Here is a 16,555-nt window from a genome sequence, read left to right as displayed (position 1 = left end):
ACCGGGGGCCTCGGCCGTGCTCACCAGCGGTCCCGGCGCTCCCGCCGCTCGCCACCGTCGCCGTCGCGGCCGCGCCGCTCCCGGCGGTCACCGTCGAAGCGGCGCTCGCCGCCGCCGTCACCGTCCCGGTCGCGGCGCACCGTGGCCTTGCGGCCCTTGATGGTGCTGCCGCGCAGCCCCTGGATCACCTCGTCGGCGACCCCGTACGGCACCTCGACCAGGGAGAACCGGTCGGCGATCTCGATCGAGCCGATGTCCCGGCCGCTGACCCCGGTCTCCCCGGTGATCGCCCCGACCAGGTCCTGCGGGCGCACCCCGGCGCGCCGGCCCAGGCCGATGAACACCTGCGTGGTGCCGCCGGAGCGGGGACGCCCGCCGCCGCGCCGGTCCCGGCCGTCGTACCCCGGTCGGGGCTCCCGGGCGGGGCGGACCGCGACCTGCGGGATCTCCTCCTCCTCGTCGGCCGTGCCGGGCAGCGTGGCCTCGTGGGCCAGCCGCACCGCGGCCAGCGCGACCTCCACGAGGTCGAACTCGTCGGTCAGCGACTCGACGATCGCCCGGAACGGGTCCAGGTCGTCCTCCAGCAGCGACTCCCGCAGCGCCGCCTGGGTCAGCTCCAGCCGCCGGGTACGCAGGTCCGCCACCGTGGGGATCTTGTCGACCGTGATCCGCTGGCCGGTGACCCGCTCGATGGTCTTGAGCATCCGGTGCTCCCGCGGCTCGGCCAGGGTGATGGCCACGCCCTCCCGGCCGGCCCGGCCCACCCGGCCGATCCGGTGCACGTACGACTCGGGGGCCGACGGGACGTCGTAGTTGACCACGTGGGTGAGCTGCTCCACGTCCAGCCCGCGGGCCGCCACGTCGGTGGCCACCAGCAGGTCGGCGGTGCCCGCCCGCAGCCGGCCCATCACCCGGTCGCGCTGCTCCTGGCTCATCCCGCCGTGCAGCGCCTCGGCCCGGTAGCCGCGGCCGTTCATCGTCTCGGTGAGCCGGTCCACCTCCTCCCGGCTGCGGCAGAACACGATCGCCGCGGTGGGCGACTCCACGTCCAGCACCCGGCCCAGGGCCGCCGGCTTGTGCGCCCGCGCCACGATGTACGCGCTCTGCCGCACCCGCGGCGCCTCACCCGCGACCGGCCGCTCGCGCTCGATCTGGATGCGCTCCGGGTCGGTCAGGTGCTTGCGGGCCAGCCCGTCGATCCGGGCCGGCATGGTGGCCGAGAAGAGCACGGTCTGCCGGCCGGCCGGAGCGTGCTCCAGGATCGCCTCGATGTCCTCGGCGAAGCCCATGTCGAGCATCTCGTCCGCCTCGTCCAGCACCACGGTGGCGAGCGCGCCCAGCCGCAGGGTGCCCCGGGCGATGTGGTCGAGCGCCCGGCCCGGCGTCGCCACCACCACGTCGACGCCGCCGTCGAGGGCGCGCAGCTGCCGGCCGATCGGCTGGCCGCCGTAGATCGGCAGCACCCGCGCGCCCAGGTCCTTGCCGTAGCGGTGGAACGCCTCGGAGACCTGCACCGCCAGCTCCCGCGTCGGCACCAGCACCAGCGACACCGGATCCCCGCCGGAACGGTCGTCGGGCATCCGCTGGAGCAGCGGCAGGGCGAACGCCGCGGTCTTGCCGGTGCCGGTCGCCGCCTGCCCCAGCAGATCCCGGCCGGCGAGCAGCGGTGGGATGGCCTCCCGCTGGATCGGGGTCGGCTCCTCGTAGCCGAGGACGGACAGCGCCTTCAGCAGCTCGGTGCGCAGTCCGAGGTCCGCGAAGGCGGCGGCGTCGTCGTCGGCGGAGTGGGCGGGATCGGTCGGGGTTGGTGCGGAACTCATGGGACAAGCCTTTCATCACCGCCACCGGGCCGTCGCGGCGACCGTCGCAAACCGTCGCCCCCGCCACGCCGGGGTGAATCCGGCCGGGTCCCTTCACCCGGCCAGGACGGCCAGCAGGGTGGTCGTGCCCACGGCCACGTCCAGCACCCCGCACCACTCCGCGTAGCCCCGGGGGACCACCCGGCCGGTGCGGTGGTGCGCGACGTCCCACGCGGCGTGCCCCAGCCAGCCGAGGCCGACCAGCACGCCGGCGAGGCCGTCCGGCCCGAGCAGTGCGCCGGCCGCCAGGCCGCCCCAACCGGCCAGCCCCGCGAGTTGCCACGCCAGGTTCCGGCGGTCGCCCCACTGCCGCCGCCAGGTGCCGATGAGCAGGTAGCCGGCCGGCAGCACCAGCAGCGTCCACGGGGCGAACACGGTCGGCGCGACCCAGAGGTCCACGGTCATGAGCAGGGCCAACCCCGTCGGCCACCGGCGCGCCACCGCCGCGGCGACCGGGTGGCGGCGGGCCGGCGCCGGGTGCGCGTGCCGGTGCCGCACCGCCACCAGCGCCATCGCCGGCAGCATCAGCAGGTGGCCGCCGAGCATCAGCGCGTCGTCCCCCACGAGCCCGCCCCACCAGGCCGGGAGCAGCAGCAGGAACGGGACGTACATGACGGCCACCATCTCGGCGGTGGCGGTCCATCCGTGGCCCCGGTGCCACATCCAGGCGGCCATGCCCAGCCCCATGTCCGTCGCCATCACCAGCGCGCCGACATCCGCCCGGGCCAGCACGTCCGCGCCGCCCAGCAGCGCCGTGCCGACCCGCCACAGCGGGCCGAGCAGCAGCATGCCGACCACCATCGCCACGACCATCCCGGCCAGGTGGCCGGCCAGCCGTCGTGCGTCCGCCCGCAGCGGTACGCCCACCGTCGTCTCGGTCATGGCCCGAGCCTGCCGGTGCCCCGCCTTCGGGACCAGGCGCGTCCGTCACGGGAAACCCGTGCGTCGCGCACGGGTACGGCGTGACATTCCGCAGGGGTGAACCGTGCGGCCCGCGGCCCTAGGATCGGCGGACATGACGGTCGACGCGGCGGACCGCCGGCTGCGCCGGGCCCGGCAGCTCACCCTGCTGTCGCTGGCGACGAACGTCTGGACCACCCTGCTGCTGCCCGGCGTCGGGCTGGCCCGGGAGCCGGACCCGCGGCGCCTGGCGCTCGGCGTGCTCGGGCTCGCCGGCTTCACCGCCGCCCAGGCCGCGGTGCTGCACGCGGCGGTCACCCCCTGGCTCGCCGGGCCGGCCCGGCGCCGCCGGCACGCCGCGCTGGCGGTGGCCGCCCTGCTCAGCCTGCCGCTGGTCGGCCCGGTCGCCGCCGGGGCCTGGCCCACCTGGGCGTGGCTGGGTGCGTCCCTGGTCGGCATGTCGCCGCTGCTGTTCCGGCCGCTTCCCGCGCTGCTCGCGGCGGCGGTGGTGCTCGGCGCCTCGGCCGCCGTGACGGGGGCGACCGGCGGGCCGCTGCCCACCGCCCTGCTCGTCACCGGCGGCGTGGGCGCCGGCATCGCCGGGGTGACCTGGCTCCAGGTCTGGTTCTGGGACCTGGTCGTCGAGGCCCGGCAGGGGCAGGCCGCCCGGGCCCGGCTCGCCGCCGCCGAGGAACGGCTGCGCTTCGCCCGCGACGTGCACGACCTGCTCGGCCACGACCTCACCGTGATCGCGCTCAAGGCGGAGCTGGCCGAGCGGCTCGCACCGGTCGACGCCGCGCGGGCGGGCCGGGAGGCGGCGGAGGTCCGGCGGCTCGCCGGGTCCGCCCTGACCCGGGTACGCGAGGCCGTGCACGGCTACCGCGCCGTCGACCTGGCCGAGCAGCTGGCCGCCGTGGGGGAGGTGCTGCGCTCCAGCGGGGTGCGCTGCACGGTGGTGCCGCCGGCCGGCGAGCTGCCCGCCCCTGTCGCCGCCGACCTGGCCGCCGTGCTGCGCGAGGCCGGGACGAACGTACTGCGGCACAGCCGGGCCGACTGGTGCCGGATCGAGCTCACCCGCGAGGACGGCCTGGTGACGATGACCGTACGCAACGACGGCGCCGGCAGTGCCGGCCCGGACGGGCTCAGCGGTGGCCTGCGCGGGCTGGCCGACCGGCTCGCCCCGGCCGGCGGCAGCGTCCGCGCGTACGCCGAGGACGGGGTGTTCCACCTCGTGGCGACCCTGCCGGTGACCGCGTGATCCGGGTGCTGCTGGCCGACGACGAGGAGCTGATCCGCCTCGCCCTCGCGGCCCTGCTCGACCTGGAGCCGGACATCGAGGTGGTGGCGCACGCCGCCGACGGCCGCGCCGCCCTCGACGCGGCGCTGGCCCACCGCCCCGACGTCGCCGTGCTGGACCTGGAGATGCCGGTGCCCGGCGGGATCCAGGTCGCCGCCGAACTGGCCCGTGTGCTGCCCGGCTGCGCCACGGTGATCCTCACGGGGCACGGCCGGCCCGCCCACCTCCGGCCGGCGCTGACCGCGGGCGCGCGGGGGTTCCTCGCCAAGGGCGCCCCCGGGGGCGCGCTGGCCGACGTGATCCGCCGGGTGCACGCCGGCGCCCGGTACGTCGACCCGGCCCTCGCCGCCGAGGCGCTGACCCTGCCCGAGTGCCCCCTCACGCCGCGGGAGCTGGAGACGCTGCGGCTGGCCGAGCTGGGCACCCCGGTCGCGGTGATCGCCCGGCGGACCCACCTGGCGGCCGGGACCGTCCGGAACCACCTGGCCGCGTGCGTGCAGAAGCTCGGCGCCGCCGATCGGGCCGAGGCGGTGCGGCGGGCCCGCGAGGCCGGCTGGCTCTGACCCGGCCGGCGACGGGTCAGGCGCGGGCGGGGCCGGTGTCCCGGGCGGGTGGCGCGAGGTCGGCCGGGTCGAGCGCGAGGGCGGCGGCCAGGGCGGGGCGGCCGGCCGGGGTGAGGCGGAGGGCCCGGCCGGTGCCGCGCGCCGTCCAGCCGAGATCGAGGAAGCGCCGGCAGAGCGCGGCGCCCAGCGCGCCGGCCAGGTGGGGGCGGCGCTCGGTCCAGTCCAGGCAGTCCCGGACCAGGGGCCGCCGGGCGGCGCGCAGCGGCTCGACGGGCACGCCGAGGTCGGTCAGCCAGGCGATCCCGGCCGGGGTCACCGCCAGGCCGCCGGCGCGGTCGAGCACGCCCCGGGCCAGCAGGGCGTCATGCAGCAGCACGCCCAGCCGGCCGGCGACGTGGTCGTAGCAGGTCCGGGCGTACGCGAGGGACGCCTGGGCGGACGCGGCGCGCAACGTGCGGGGCGGGGTCGCCGGGGCGGGCGCCCGGCCGGCCAGGTCCTCGACGAGCTGGGCCACCGACGGGTCGGCGAGGCGGACGTACCGGTGCCGGCCCTGCCGTTCCTCGGCCAGCAGCCCGCCGCGGACCAGGCGGGTGAGGTGGTCGCTCGCCGTGGACGGCGCGACCCCGGCGGACCGGGCCAGTTCGCCCGCGGTCCAGGCCCGCCCGTCGAGCAGGGCGAGGCAGAAGCCGGCCCGGGTCGGGTCGGCGAGCAGCGCGGCGAGCCCGGCCAGGGCGTGTCCGTCGGTGCGGCTGGTCATGCGGGCAATGCTGGCACGTGAATCGTTCGGTACCCACCGACGTGTGCGCGTCGCGCTTTACATCGTTGTCTCCAACGTTGTAGAAACGGGGGCACCGCAGTGACCTCCGTCTACCTCCAAGGCAGGCCTGATGGGACACCTCCACCGCCGCGGCGTGCTCGCCGCCGCACTCGCTCTGCTCCTGACGACGACCACGGCCGCGGCTGCCGCACCGGCGGCCGCGGCAGCCGACCGCTACCGGAACCCGGTCTCGGCCGGCTTCGCCGACACCTTCGCCGACCCCGCCGTCGTCCGCGGTGACGACGGCCTCTGGTACGCCTTCGGCACCTCCGACCCGCTGCGCGAGGGCGAACGCCAGGCGCACCGGGTGCCGATCGCCCGCTCGGCCGACCTGGCCGACTGGACCTACGTGGGCGACGCCTTCGCGCCCGACCAGCGACCGGCCTTCGCCGCGGCCGGGGCCGCGTTCTGGGCGCCCGACGTGCGCCGGATCGGCGACCGCTGGGTGATGTACGTGACCGTCACCGACACCACCGTCTCCGGCGACACCTTCGACACCGCGATCGGGGCGGCCACCGCGCCCACCCCGGCCGGACCGTGGACCTTCGCCGACACCCCCGTGGTCGCCCCCCGGCCCGGCGGGGGCGGCGGCTACCTGTGGACCATCGACCCGAGCCAGTTCACCGACGTCGACGGCCGGTCCTACCTCTACTTCGGCAGCTACTACGGCGGCATCTCGGTCACCGAGCTCACGCCCGACGGGCTGCGCGCGGTCGGCACGCCGAGCCTGGTCGCCATCGACAACAAGTTCGAGGGCGGCTACGTGCTGCGCCACGACGGCTGGTACTGGCTGTTCGCCTCCACGGCGAACTGCTGTGCCGGCCCGGCCACCGGCTACTCGGTGCAGGTCGGCCGGGCGCGCGACCCGCGCGGGCCGTTCGTGGACCGGGACGGCCAGCGGCTGGACGTCTCCCGGGCCGGCGGCACGCCGGTGCTCACCCAGAACGGCAACCGGTGGATCGGCACCGGGCACAACGCCGTGCTCACCGACCTGTCCGGGCAGGACTGGATCGCCTACCACGCGATCGACCGGGCCGACCCGTACCTGGACGAGCCGTTCGGGATCAACGAGCGGCCGATGCTGCTGGACCGCCTCGACTGGGTGGACGGCTGGCCGACCGTCAACGCCGGCGCCGGCCCCTCCGAGGGCGCCCGGCCCGCGCCGGTCACCACCGGCCGGGTCGACGCCCGCTTCGACACCGCCGACCTGGACGGCTGGCGGGGCGGCACGGGCCACTGGCGGGTGACCGGCGGCGTGCTGGCCGGCAGCGGCACGCTGACCGCCCGGACCGGCCTCGGCGGCGACCTGCGGGCCGAAGCCGACCTGCGGCTGACCGGCGCGGAGGCGGCCGGGCTGCGGCTCGGCCGGGTGGAGGTCACGGTCGGCGGCGGCCGGCTGACCGCGCGGGACAGCGGCGGCGCGACGGCCGGCGTGCCGCTGCCCGCCGGACTCGACCTCAGCGACCGGCACAACCTGGCCGTGGAGGTAAGCGACCGCCGGCTCGTCGCCGAGCTGAGCCCGGCCCGCCTCGGCGACCAGCTCGCCGTGGTGGCGCTGGAGCTCACGCGGCCGGCGGGCGGTCCGCTCGCCGTGCGCGCCGACGGCGGCCCGGCGGAGTTCGACAACGTCAGCGCGGCCGCGCTGTACCGCCCGGTCCGGCACGTCGTCGCCCCGCCCCGCGTCGGCCCGCTGCTCGCCCGGTACTCCGACGAGTTCACCGGCGGGCTCGACCCCGCCTGGCAGTGGATCCGGCCCAACCCGGCCGCCACCGTGACCGGCGGGGCGCTGCGCTGGCCGGTCGAGTCGACCGACCTGGTGGGCAGCGGCAACACGGCCGGGGTCCTCCTGCGGGACGCGCCCGCGGGCGACTACGTCGCGGAGACGAAGGTGACCCTCGACCTCGGCGAGGACGTCGTCCGCAACTACCAGCAGGCGGGCCTCGTGGCGTACGTGGACGATGACCGGTTCGCCCGGCTCGCCCAGGTGGCCATCTGGAACACCCGCCAGGTCGAGTACGGCTACGAGCTGCCCTTCGCCGGCCAGCCCGTCTACGGCGGCAGCATCGTCGGCACCCCGGCCACCACGACGTGGCTGCGGCTGGCGCACCACGTCGACCGGGTCACCGGCGAGCACGAGTTCCGGGCCGCCTCCAGCCGGGACGGCACGCACTGGACGTGGGGCGCGGTCTGGACCTTTCCGGCCGGCACGACGCCCCGGATCGGTCTGGTCGCGCACGGCGGCGCCACCCCGGCGGTGACCGCGGAGTTCGACTACCTGCGGTTCTACCGCTGACCCCGGCGACCGGGGCCGTCCACCGAGCCGGGCGGCCCCGGTCGGCCGGGATCGTCCCCGTCAGGCGCCGGGGTGCGGGCAGGCCGGGGTCAGCTCGCAGACCGTCCGGGTGTCGCTGTCGTAGCTGCGCGCGGCCACGAACTCCCCGCCCGGCCGGTCCGGCCCGGCGACGGCCCGGGCGCGGCGGCGGTCGGCGTCGCGGAACCGCAGCGCCAGGCTGAGGTGCGGCACCCAGCGCCCGGGCAGGTGCCACGGCTGCGGCCCGGGCGCCCCGGCGAGCACGTCCCAGACCGCGCCGTGCAGGGCGACGAGCTGCGGCGTGGGGCGGACCAGCCAGACCAGCGGCGCGCTGCCGTCGAGGACCGTCACCCGGTCCAGCCGGGCCGGCAGCGGCAGCGCCGCGTCGCAGAGGTCGGCGAGGCGCTGCTCGGCGCCGGGCGGGAACTCGTCGACCGACGCGAGGGTCAGGTGCGGCCGGTTGGTCGGGTGCTGGTGGCGGGCCAGGCTGGGCAGGCCGGCGGCGGCGAGCCGGTCCCAGGCCGCCCGTACCGCCTCCTCCAGCTCCGGCGAGCAGAGCAGTTCGACCGTACGCACGCCGTCAGGCTAGCCGCCGGCGGTGCGCGGTGCCGTCCCGTGGGAAATGCGCGTCGTGGGAGCCGGCGGCGGCGCGATCGTTCGGTCGGGGCCGAAGCGAACCGGCCCTACGGTCGGACGATGACCTGCCCGACGATCCCACCCGCCCCTCATACGCCGGCCTGCGGGCCACCGCTGCCAGTCGACGGTGGCTGGGTGGTCACCCGGCATGCCGACGTGCTCGCCGTGCTGACCGACCCCCGGTGCGTGGTGCCCACCGCGCCCGGCGGACCGTACGGCACCCTGGCCTGGCTGCGCGGCACCGTGAGCCGGTTCAGCGCGCCGGACCGGCATCCCGCCCGCCGGGCGATCGGGGTCGCCGCGTTGGCCGGCCTCGACCCGGACGAGCTGCGCGCGGCGGCCGCCCGATCCACCACCGCGCTGCTCGACGCGGTGACCGTGCCGGCCACCGCCGTGCCGGCCACCGCCGTGCCGGCCACCGCCGTGCCGGCCACCGCCGTGCCGGCCACCGCCGTGCCGGCCACCGCCGTGCCGGCCACCACCACCCGGGCCGCCGCGGCGTCGGGTGACGGCGGCGCGCAGCGGGCCGATGTGATGGCACTGCTCGCGCGGCGCGTACCCCTGGAGGTGCTGGCGGCGCGGCTCGGCCTGGCCGACCCGGCGGCGGCCGTGCCGGCGGTGACCGCGGTGGCCGCGGCCTACCACCCGGGCGCTGAGCCGGCGGCCGTGGCGCGCGCCGACCAGGCGGTGGCCGCGCTGCTGGCCCTGTCACCGCCGGCCCCGGGCGAGGCCGCCGCGAACCGGATCGGTCTGCTCGTGCAGGCCGCCGACGCCACGGCCGGGCTGATCGGCAACGCCGTCCGGCACGGGCTGGCCGCGCCCGCCACGCTCGACACCACCGACCTGCTGGCCGAGGTGCTGCGCCTGGACCCGCCGGTGCGCGCCACCCGCCGGGTCGCGACCGCTGCGCGGCGCCTGGGCGGCCAGGAGATCGGCCCGGAGAGCGTGCTGCTCCTCCGCTTCGACGCGGCCAACCGGGACCCGGCCGTCCATCCGGACCCGGATGTGTTCCGCCCCGGCCGGCCCGGCGGGGCGTTGACCTTCGGCGCCGGTCCCCGGGGCTGCCCGGGCGAACGGCACGCCATCGCCCTCGCCGCCGGCGTGGTCGAGGTGCTGCGCGACCGGTGCCGGCCCGCCGCCCCGGGCGCCGAGCCCGTGGGCTACGCCCCGCACCCCACCCTGCGTGTTCCGACCAGCCTCGAGGTGATGTTCCGATGACCGACCGCACCGCCGCCTTCCATGCCCTGCACCGGTCCGGCCGGCCGCTGCTGCTGCCCAACGCCTGGGACCACGCCTCGGCCGCGGCGCTCGCCGCCCGGGGACATCCGGCCGTCGGCACCACGAGCCTCGGGGTGGCCGCGGCCGCCGGCCGGCCCGACGGGACGGGGGCGACCCGCGACGAGACCCTCGACCTGGCCCGTCGCCTGCGGGACCTGCCGGTGCTGCTCACCGTCGACATCGAGGACGGCTTCGGCGCCGACCCGGCGGCGGTGGCCGGGTACGTCGGCGAGCTGGCCGCGCTCGGCGTGGTGGGGGTGAACCTGGAGGACGGCCGGCCGGACGGCACCCTCGCGCCGGTGGACGAGGTGGCCGCCAAGATCGCGGCGATCCGCGCCGCGGTGCCGGACGTCTTCGTCAACGCCCGCACCGACGCCTGGTGGCTGGGGACGTCCGACCCGCTGCCGGCGGCGCTGGAGCGGGCGGCGGCGTACCGGGCGGCGGGCGCGGACGGGCTGTTCGCCCCGGCTGCCCCGGACGACACCCTCGAGCTGCTGGTGGCCCAGGTGGGGCTGCCGCTCAACGTGCTGCACCGGCCGGGCGGCCCGGATCCGGCCGCGCTCGGCCGGCTCGGGGTGGCCCGGGTCAGCACCGGCTCGCTGCTGTTCCGCGCCGCCCTGGGCGCGGCGCTGCACCTGGCCGACGCGGTCCGTGCCGGCCGGGACGCCGGCCTGCCTCCCGCACCGGATTACGCCTGGGTGCAGGGCCTCGCGGCGGGATGAGGCACCTTAGGGGGGAGATAGGAGGATTGTTCGGGGAGCTGCCGATCCTGGTGATTACGGTGGGTTCAGGTTCGACTACGCCGTGTCCTGCCCGGAGAGGGGCCGACCATGCGAGTGCCCAGCCGAAGCCCCGGACATCAGCCCGGGCCCGCCGTCGCGTCCGCCGCCCCCGCCCGCCGGCTGCCCCCGCCCGCCGGCCGCCGCACCACGCCGGGTGAGCCGGACCTGGCCGCGTACCGGGGCGCCGTGGCGGAACTGCTGGTCGAGGTGGGCGCCCTCGCGGACGCCCCGTCGACCACCGCCCGCCAGGTGCTGCTCGACCAGCGGCTGCGCGAGCCGGCCATCGCCGCCGTCCTCGACGCCACCCCGCAGGGATTCGTCGGCGCCCGCGAGACCCTGCTGCTGGAGATGGCCCGCTACCAGCCCAACACCCGCAGCTCGGCGCACGACCTCACCGCGCTGGTCCGGATCTACCTGCTCTCCCGGATCGACGTGCTGTGGTGGCGGGACAGTGGCACCTTCCTCACCGACGGGCAGGTCGACACCAGCACCGACCTGGTCGACCTGGAGTGGCTGCGCCGGCGCGGCCTGCTCGCCTTCCGCTACCAGGAGCAGCCCGGCACCGTCGCCGGTCGCGGGCTGCGGGCGGTCCAGCGGCGGCTGCGCCCGGACGCCACCCCGCGTACCGCCGGGCTGCGGTTCCGCCGGGCGCGGCGCGAGGTGATCGCGCTGCTCAACGACCTGGGCCGGGAGTTCGCGGCGGCCGCCCGGCCGGGCACCCCGCCGCTCTGGGTGACCAGCCTCGCGCGCAGCGCCGAGCACCAGTACCGGCTGCGCCGGCTCGGCTACGCCGCCATGGTGCCCAGCGGGCACTGCCTCGGCTGGGCGGCCGACGTGGAGCTGGAGTGGTACGGCCGGTTCGGCGCCCGGGACCTCCTCGCCGAGCTGCTCCTGGCCCGGCAGGAGGCCGGCGAGGTCAACGTGGTCGACGAGGGCCAGGCCTGGCACCTCTGCCTCGCGCCCGGTGCCCGGATCCGGTACCGGCGGGCCTACGAGGCCGAGATGGGGATCTGAGCCGATGTGCGGCATCGCGCTGTGCATCGGCCCCGAGGCCGATCCGGCCGTCTTCCGGCGGATGCTGGCCGTCCTCGCCCCGCGCGGTGAGGTCACCGAGACCCGGCAGGAGCACGGCCTGCTCGCCGGCGTACGGCGGTTGCGGGTCGTGGACCGCGAGCGGGCGGTGCAGCCCTGGGTCTCGCCCGACGAGCGGTACGTCCTCTGCTACAACGGCGAGGTCTTCAACCACCACGAGCTGCGCGCGGAGCTGACGCGGCTCGGGCACGGATTCCGGACCAGCGGCGACACCGAGGTGGTGCTCGCCGCCTTCCGGCAGTGGGGCGAGGAGGCGGTGCGCCGGCTGCGCGGCGAGTACGCCTTCGCCGTGGTGGAACGGGCCACCGGCCGGGCGTACCTGGCCCGGGACCCGCTCGGGGTGAAGCCGCTCTACTGGTCCCGCGGCCCCGGCTGCCTGCACGTCGCCTCCGAGGTGAAGGCGCTGGTCGGGCACGGCGCGCCGATCAGCGAGGTGCCGCCGGGGCACCACGGCTGGGCCGAGCACGACGGGCTGGTCCGGCTGCGCCCGTACGTCGACCTGCTCACCCTCGGCGCCGGGCTGCCGGTGATCGACGACCCGGACGAGGCCGCCCTGCTCGTCCGGGTCGCGCTCACCGACAGCATGCGGGTACGGCTGGACACCGACCTCACCGTCGGCGTGGTGCTCTCGGGCGGCCTGGACAGCTCGCTGGCCCTGCTGCACGCCGCCCAGCTGCACCCGGACTGCGTGGCGGTCACGGTCGGCGTGCCGGACAGCCCCGACGTGGCGTACGCCCGGCGGCTCGCCGCCGACCTCGGTGTGCCGCACGAGGTGATCGAGCTGCGCCCGCGCGACATCCGGCTGGCCGACGTGCGCGAGGCGATCCGGATCTCCGAGCTGACCGAGTACGGCGACATCATCAACGCCGTGGTCTCGGTGCCGATCTTCCGGCGGCTGCAGCGGCTGGGCGTCAAGGTGGTGCTCACCGGCGACGGTTCGGACGAACTGTTCGGCGGCTATCCGATGTACCACCAGGTCGGGCCGGAGCGGTCGCGCCGCCTGTTCCTCCACCGGATCCGCAACCTGTGCCGCACCGAGCTGCAGCGGGTGGACCGGGCCAGCATGGGTTACGGGGTGGAGGCCCGGGTGCCCTTCCTCGACCTCAGCGTGGTCGAGCTGGCCATGCGGCTGCCGCTGGACCTCAAGCTGCGGGACGGGCAGGAGAAGTGGATCGTCCGGCGGGCCTTCGCCGACGTGCTGCCGGACTACATCCGGCGGCGGCCGAAGAACCCGATGTCGTACTCCTCCGGGCTGCACGAGCGGGCCCGGCTCTACAAGCCGCTCTTCGCCCGGCTGCACCGCTCCTTCGGCTACCCGCTGCTCGAACCCGTCCGGCGGGACTTCGACAGCGTGCTCACCCGGTGCGGCAACGACCTGGACCGGGCCATCGCCGACGGGTTGGCCCGTCCCGACTACACGGTGCTGGAGCACGCCCGGGACCTGGTGGGCGCGGCGAGGTGGAACGCCGTGCCGGTGGTCCGGCGGCTGGTCGGCCCGCGCGTCGTGCGTCGCGTCGCGTCCCGTCCGTGACCCCGGCGCTTGACTCTGACACCGTGTCAGGGACGAGCGTGAGGGGGCCATGTTCACCATCGGAGAGTTCGCCGCACTCGGTCGGGTGTCGGTCCGGATGCTGCGCCACTACGACGGCATCGGGCTGCTCCGTCCGGCCGTCGTCGACCCGCGCACCGGCTACCGGCACTACCGGGCGGACCAGCTCGGCCGGCTCAACCGGGTGGTCGCCCTGAAGGACCTGGGCCTCACGCTGGACCAGGTCCGGGCGATCCTCGACGACCGGCTGGACGTCGCCGAGCTGCGCGGCATGCTGCGGCTGCGCCGTGCCCAGCTCGCGGCGCAGGTCGCCGCCGACACCGCCCGGCTGGCCGCGGTCGAGGCGAGGCTCCGGATGCTCGATGCGGAGGGACGCATGACCACCGAGGACGTCGTACTGAAGGAGATTCCCGCGCTGCGGATCGCGGAGCTGACCGCGGTCGCCGCCAGCTACGAGCCGCCGGACATCGGCCCGGCCATCCAGCCGCTCTACCCGGAGCTGTTCCGCCGCCTGGAGGTCGCGCGGATCCGGCCCACCGGACCGACCATCGCCTGGTACGAGCCGGCGGGCGACAGCGAGGCGGTGGTCGTGCACGCCGGGGTGAGCGTCGCCGCCGACCCGGCGGCCGCCGGCGACGTGGCCGTGGTCGACCTGCCGGCGCTGCCCGCCGCCGCCACGCTGGTGCACCACGGCCCGATGGACGACGCGGAGGTCAGCATGCGGGTGCTCGCCCGCTGGATCGAGGAGAACGGCTGGCGGGCCGAGGGCTACGCCCGCGAGGTCTACCTGGACTACTGCCCGGACGCGCCGGAGAAGGGCGTCACCGAGCTGCAGATCCCGGTCTCCCGCCGCTGAGCCGTCCGGCCGGGCCGCCCCCGGCGGGCGGCCCGGCCGGCACGCGAGGTCCGATCGCCGCCAGCCACCGGCCGCGCCGCGAGCCAGGCTGGACGGCATGACGACGACGCGCACCAGGTACGTGATCCGACCCGTGGCCGGCGAGGTGCTGGCCGACCTGCGGCGCACCGGCCGGGACGCCTCCGGCCAGCCGCCCGAACAGTGCTGCGCCGAGGGCGGCGAGCCGCTGCGCTGCTGCCTCCGCGACGCCACCCCGGGCGAGGCGCTGCTGCTCTTCGGGTACGCCCCGCCGCTGCCGCCCGGCCCGTACCGGGAGGTGGGGCCGATCTTCGCGCACGCGGTCGACTGCCCCGGCCCGGCGGACCTGACGGCGTACCCGGCCGACTGGCGGGGGCGGCCCCAGGTGCTGCGCGCGTACGACCGGCGGGGCCGGATCGTCGGCGGCCGGCGGCACGACGGCGGCGACCCGGAGGCGGTGATCGCCGAACTGCTGGCCGACCCCACGGTGGACCGCCTGCACAGCCGCAACGTGGTGTACGGCTGTTACATGTTCGCGGTGGTCCGCGGCTGAGCCGGGCGTGACCGGCGGCGGCTGGGGTATCAGCCCGGCATGACCGGACTGGACGCGATCGTGGTGGGGCAGGTGGCCCGGGACCTCGTGCTGCGGGTGGACGAGGTGCCCGGCCCGTCCGGGACGGTCGCGGTGCGCTGCCGGCGGGAGCTGCTCGGCGGCAAGGGCGCCAACCAGGCCGTCGGGCTGGCCCAGCTCGGCGTCCGGGTCGGGCTGCTCGGCGTGGTGGGTGAGGACGAGGTCGGCGACCGGCTGCTGGGCCGGGCCCGCAGCGACGGCATCGACGTGGCCCCGGTGCTGCGCCGGCCGGACACGCCGAGCGCGCTCATCGTGGACGTGGTCGACGACCGGGCGCACTGGCGCTACCTGGAGGACATCCCCGAGGCGACCCTGCTCACCGAGGCGGACGTGACCGGCGCGGCCGGGATGCTGCGGGCCGCCCGGGCGGTGGTGGTCCAGCTCCAGCAGCCGCTGCCGGCGGCGCTCGCGGCCGCCCGGCACGCCCGCGACGGCGGCCGGCTCGTGGTGCTCGACGGTGCCCCGGACGACCCGGACGGCGCGGCGGAACTGCTGTCCCGCGCCGACGTGCTGCGGGCCGACGCGCGGGAGGCCGGCCTGCTGCTGGGCGGCGACCCACCGAAGGACGCCGAGGCGGGACTGGCCGCCGGCCGGGAGCTGGCCGCCCGGGGGCCGGCGCTGGTCGCTGTCGAGGTGGCGGGGGAGGGGAACGCCTTCGTCTGGCCGGACGGGGAGCTGTTCGTGCCGCTGAGCGAGACGCCCACGGTGGACAGCACCGGGGCCGGGGACGCCTTCGTCGCCGCCGTCACGGCCGGCCTGCTCCGCGAGGACCCGTACCCCCGGCTGGCCCGGTACGCGGTCGCGGCGGCCGGTGCGACCGTGGGTCACCCCGGCGGCCGGCCCGCCCTCACGGCGGAGGCGATCGAGGCGCAGCTGGCCCGGATCCCCGGCCGCTGAGTCCCCGATGGACAACCGCCGCCGCCTCTTCTAGCGTCGCGGGCATGCGGAGGACCCTGCTCGCCACCGGGCTCGCCCTGCTCCTCGTGACCACCGCGTGTGCCGAGAGCCGCCGGCCCGCGGCGCCGGCCGCGGCCGGCACACCGTCCGCCTCCCGGCAGGACGCCGGCCAGGTCGAGCGCACCCTGGCCAGCCTGCGCCGGGTCGACGACCTGCCGCTCTACGAGATGACCTACGACGGTGACTACGACCCGGCCGTCGGCATCGCGGGCACCCCGCAGGCGACCCCGTTCGGCTGCTCCCTGTTCGCCGCCGGCGGTGACCGGAGCCGGCCGCTGTTCGCCCGCAACTTCGACTGGGACGCGAACCCCGCGCTGGTGCTGCGCACCGACCCGCCGGACGGCTACGCCTCGATCTCCCTCGTGGACATCTCCTACCTGGGGGTCACGGCCGACCCGGCCGGCGACCGCCGGCTGCTGAACGCGCCGCTGCTGCCCTTCGACGGGATGAACGAGCGGGGCCTGGCCGTCGGGCTGGCCGCCGACGACGGCGCGACCGCGGAGCCGGTGCCGGGCCGGCCCACCGTCGGCTCGGTGCGCGTCCTGCGCCTCGTGCTGGACTCCGCCGCCACCGTGGACGAGGCCATCGCCGTGTTCGGGCGCTACAACCTGGACTTCGACGGCGGCCCGCCGCTGCACTACCTGATCACCGACGCCACCGGGGCGTCCGTCGTGATCGAGTTCGTGGACGGCCGGATGCGGGCCGAGAGGGGCCGGGGCGCCTGGCAGGCCCTGACCAACGTGCCGGCCGTCGGGGTCGCGGACCGCGACCTGCGCACCGACCACCGCTACGGGGTGCTGGCCGAGGCGCTGGACCGGGCCGGCGGCGCGGTGGACGCCCCGGCCGCGCTGCGCCTGCTCGACGCCGTCCGGCAGCCGCACACCCGCTGGTCGGTCACGTACGGGCTGCGCACCGGCGAGGTGCGGCTGGTCACCGCGGGCGGTGGCGAGCGCGGCTACCGGCTGCCGATGAGCTGAGCCGGGTCCGGCCCCCGACGGGAGCCGGACCC

15 protein-coding genes are annotated in these 16,555 nt (G+C 77.1%); 11 read left to right on the top strand and 4 right to left on the bottom strand.

What is annotated here, in order from left to right:
* Positions 1–20: 20 nt before the first annotated feature.
* Both GA0070214_RS02995 and GA0070214_RS32715 read right to left on the bottom strand, forming a co-directional pair.
* Entirely contained in the window at positions 21–1,820 is a 1,800-nt protein-coding gene (locus GA0070214_RS02995; RefSeq protein ID WP_091258710.1) for a DEAD/DEAH box helicase, read from the bottom strand.
* A 93-nt stretch (positions 1,821–1,913) separates the two neighbouring features.
* A complete protein-coding gene (locus tag GA0070214_RS32715; protein ID WP_091258708.1) occupies positions 1,914–2,741 on the bottom strand; it encodes a hypothetical protein in 828 nt (275 codons plus the stop codon).
* 133 nt (positions 2,742–2,874) lie between these two features.
* On the opposite strand from GA0070214_RS32715, the gene GA0070214_RS02985 reads away from it, so the two are divergent.
* Positions 2,875–4,017, top strand: a complete 1,143-nt coding sequence (locus GA0070214_RS02985) for a sensor histidine kinase (protein ID WP_091258706.1) — start codon at positions 2,875–2,877, stop codon at positions 4,015–4,017.
* Positions 4,014–4,619, top strand: a complete 606-nt coding sequence (locus tag GA0070214_RS02980) for a response regulator transcription factor (RefSeq protein WP_091258704.1) — start codon at positions 4,014–4,016, stop codon at positions 4,617–4,619. The genes GA0070214_RS02985 and GA0070214_RS02980 overlap by 4 nt, the downstream gene beginning before the upstream one ends.
* Positions 4,620–4,635: 16 nt before the next feature.
* Here GA0070214_RS02980 and GA0070214_RS02975 read toward each other — a convergent pair whose 3' ends face one another.
* Positions 4,636–5,376, bottom strand: a complete 741-nt coding sequence (locus tag GA0070214_RS02975; RefSeq protein ID WP_091258702.1) for an ArsR/SmtB family transcription factor — start codon at positions 5,374–5,376, stop codon at positions 4,636–4,638.
* A gap of 130 nt (positions 5,377–5,506) precedes the next feature.
* Here GA0070214_RS02975 and GA0070214_RS02970 point away from each other — a divergent pair, with 130 nt between their 5' ends.
* Positions 5,507–7,729 (top strand): glycoside hydrolase family 43 protein, encoded by a 2,223-nt coding sequence (locus GA0070214_RS02970; RefSeq protein WP_091258700.1) that lies wholly within the window; start codon positions 5,507–5,509, stop codon positions 7,727–7,729.
* A 60-nt stretch (positions 7,730–7,789) separates the two neighbouring features.
* Here GA0070214_RS02970 and GA0070214_RS02965 read toward each other — a convergent pair whose 3' ends face one another.
* Positions 7,790–8,323: a 2'-5' RNA ligase family protein gene (locus tag GA0070214_RS02965; protein WP_091258699.1), complete on the bottom strand. Its 534-nt coding sequence runs from the start codon at positions 8,321–8,323 to the stop codon at positions 7,790–7,792.
* Between the two features lie 195 nt (positions 8,324–8,518).
* Here GA0070214_RS02965 and GA0070214_RS32210 point away from each other — a divergent pair, with 195 nt between their 5' ends.
* From GA0070214_RS32210 to GA0070214_RS02925, 8 genes are all read left to right on the top strand, one after another.
* Positions 8,519–9,601 carry a cytochrome P450 gene (locus tag GA0070214_RS32210; protein ID WP_244167519.1) on the top strand — a complete coding sequence of 361 codons (1,083 nt, stop codon included), beginning with the start codon at positions 8,519–8,521 and terminating at the stop codon, positions 9,599–9,601.
* Positions 9,598–10,383 (top strand): isocitrate lyase/PEP mutase family protein, encoded by a 786-nt coding sequence (locus tag GA0070214_RS02955; protein ID WP_091258697.1) that lies wholly within the window; start codon positions 9,598–9,600, stop codon positions 10,381–10,383. Before GA0070214_RS32210 ends, GA0070214_RS02955 begins: the two co-directional genes overlap by 4 nt.
* A 108-nt stretch (positions 10,384–10,491) precedes the next feature.
* Positions 10,492–11,457: a hypothetical protein gene (locus tag GA0070214_RS02950; RefSeq protein WP_091258696.1), complete on the top strand. Its 966-nt coding sequence runs from the start codon at positions 10,492–10,494 to the stop codon at positions 11,455–11,457.
* A gap of 4 nt (positions 11,458–11,461) precedes the next feature.
* On the top strand, positions 11,462–13,066 hold the full coding sequence (locus tag GA0070214_RS02945; RefSeq protein WP_091258694.1) for an asparagine synthetase B family protein: 1,605 nt from the start codon (positions 11,462–11,464) through the stop codon (positions 13,064–13,066).
* A 49-nt stretch (positions 13,067–13,115) separates the two neighbouring features.
* The gene (locus GA0070214_RS02940; RefSeq protein WP_091258692.1) at positions 13,116–13,940 is read left to right on the top strand and encodes a MerR family transcriptional regulator; all 825 of its coding nucleotides are present in this window, start codon (positions 13,116–13,118) and stop codon (positions 13,938–13,940) included.
* A 97-nt stretch (positions 13,941–14,037) separates the two neighbouring features.
* On the top strand, positions 14,038–14,511 hold the full coding sequence (locus tag GA0070214_RS02935; RefSeq protein ID WP_091258690.1) for a DUF1203 domain-containing protein: 474 nt from the start codon (positions 14,038–14,040) through the stop codon (positions 14,509–14,511).
* Between the two features lie 39 nt (positions 14,512–14,550).
* Positions 14,551–15,486, top strand: coding sequence for a PfkB family carbohydrate kinase (locus GA0070214_RS02930; RefSeq protein WP_091258688.1), 936 nt, complete (start codon positions 14,551–14,553; stop codon positions 15,484–15,486).
* A 44-nt stretch (positions 15,487–15,530) separates the two neighbouring features.
* Positions 15,531–16,523, top strand: a complete 993-nt coding sequence (locus GA0070214_RS02925; protein WP_091258683.1) for a linear amide C-N hydrolase — start codon at positions 15,531–15,533, stop codon at positions 16,521–16,523.
* The last annotated feature ends 32 nt before the right edge of the window (positions 16,524–16,555 follow it).

The organism is Micromonospora chaiyaphumensis, assembly GCF_900091435.1.
Classification (GTDB): domain Bacteria; phylum Actinomycetota; class Actinomycetes; order Mycobacteriales; family Micromonosporaceae; genus Micromonospora; species Micromonospora chaiyaphumensis.
The sequence above is the reverse complement of the archived record's forward strand: the minus strand, read 5'-3'. Positions and strand labels throughout refer to the sequence as shown.

Bases quoted from the DNA above. Each gene is read 5' to 3' on its own strand.
- GA0070214_RS02925 (WP_091258683.1), top strand. From the start codon at position 15,531: ATGCGGAGGACCCTGCTCGCCACCGGGCTCGCCCTGCTCCTCGTGACC.
- GA0070214_RS02945 (WP_091258694.1), top strand. From the start codon at position 11,462: ATGTGCGGCATCGCGCTGTGCATCGGCCCCGAGGCCGATCCGGCCGTC.
- GA0070214_RS02975 (WP_091258702.1), bottom strand. From the start codon at position 5,376: ATGACCAGCCGCACCGACGGACACGCCCTGGCCGGGCTCGCCGCGCTG.
- GA0070214_RS02985 (WP_091258706.1), top strand. From the start codon at position 2,875: ATGACGGTCGACGCGGCGGACCGCCGGCTGCGCCGGGCCCGGCAGCTC.
- GA0070214_RS02955 (WP_091258697.1), top strand. From the start codon at position 9,598: ATGACCGACCGCACCGCCGCCTTCCATGCCCTGCACCGGTCCGGCCGG.
- GA0070214_RS02935 (WP_091258690.1), top strand. From the start codon at position 14,038: ATGACGACGACGCGCACCAGGTACGTGATCCGACCCGTGGCCGGCGAG.
- GA0070214_RS32715 (WP_091258708.1), bottom strand. From the start codon at position 2,741: ATGACCGAGACGACGGTGGGCGTACCGCTGCGGGCGGACGCACGACGG.
- GA0070214_RS02940 (WP_091258692.1), top strand. From the start codon at position 13,116: ATGTTCACCATCGGAGAGTTCGCCGCACTCGGTCGGGTGTCGGTCCGG.
- GA0070214_RS02970 (WP_091258700.1), top strand. From the start codon at position 5,507: ATGGGACACCTCCACCGCCGCGGCGTGCTCGCCGCCGCACTCGCTCTG.
- GA0070214_RS02950 (WP_091258696.1), top strand. From the start codon at position 10,492: ATGCGAGTGCCCAGCCGAAGCCCCGGACATCAGCCCGGGCCCGCCGTC.
- GA0070214_RS02930 (WP_091258688.1), top strand. From the start codon at position 14,551: ATGACCGGACTGGACGCGATCGTGGTGGGGCAGGTGGCCCGGGACCTC.
- GA0070214_RS02995 (WP_091258710.1), bottom strand. From the start codon at position 1,820: ATGAGTTCCGCACCAACCCCGACCGATCCCGCCCACTCCGCCGACGAC.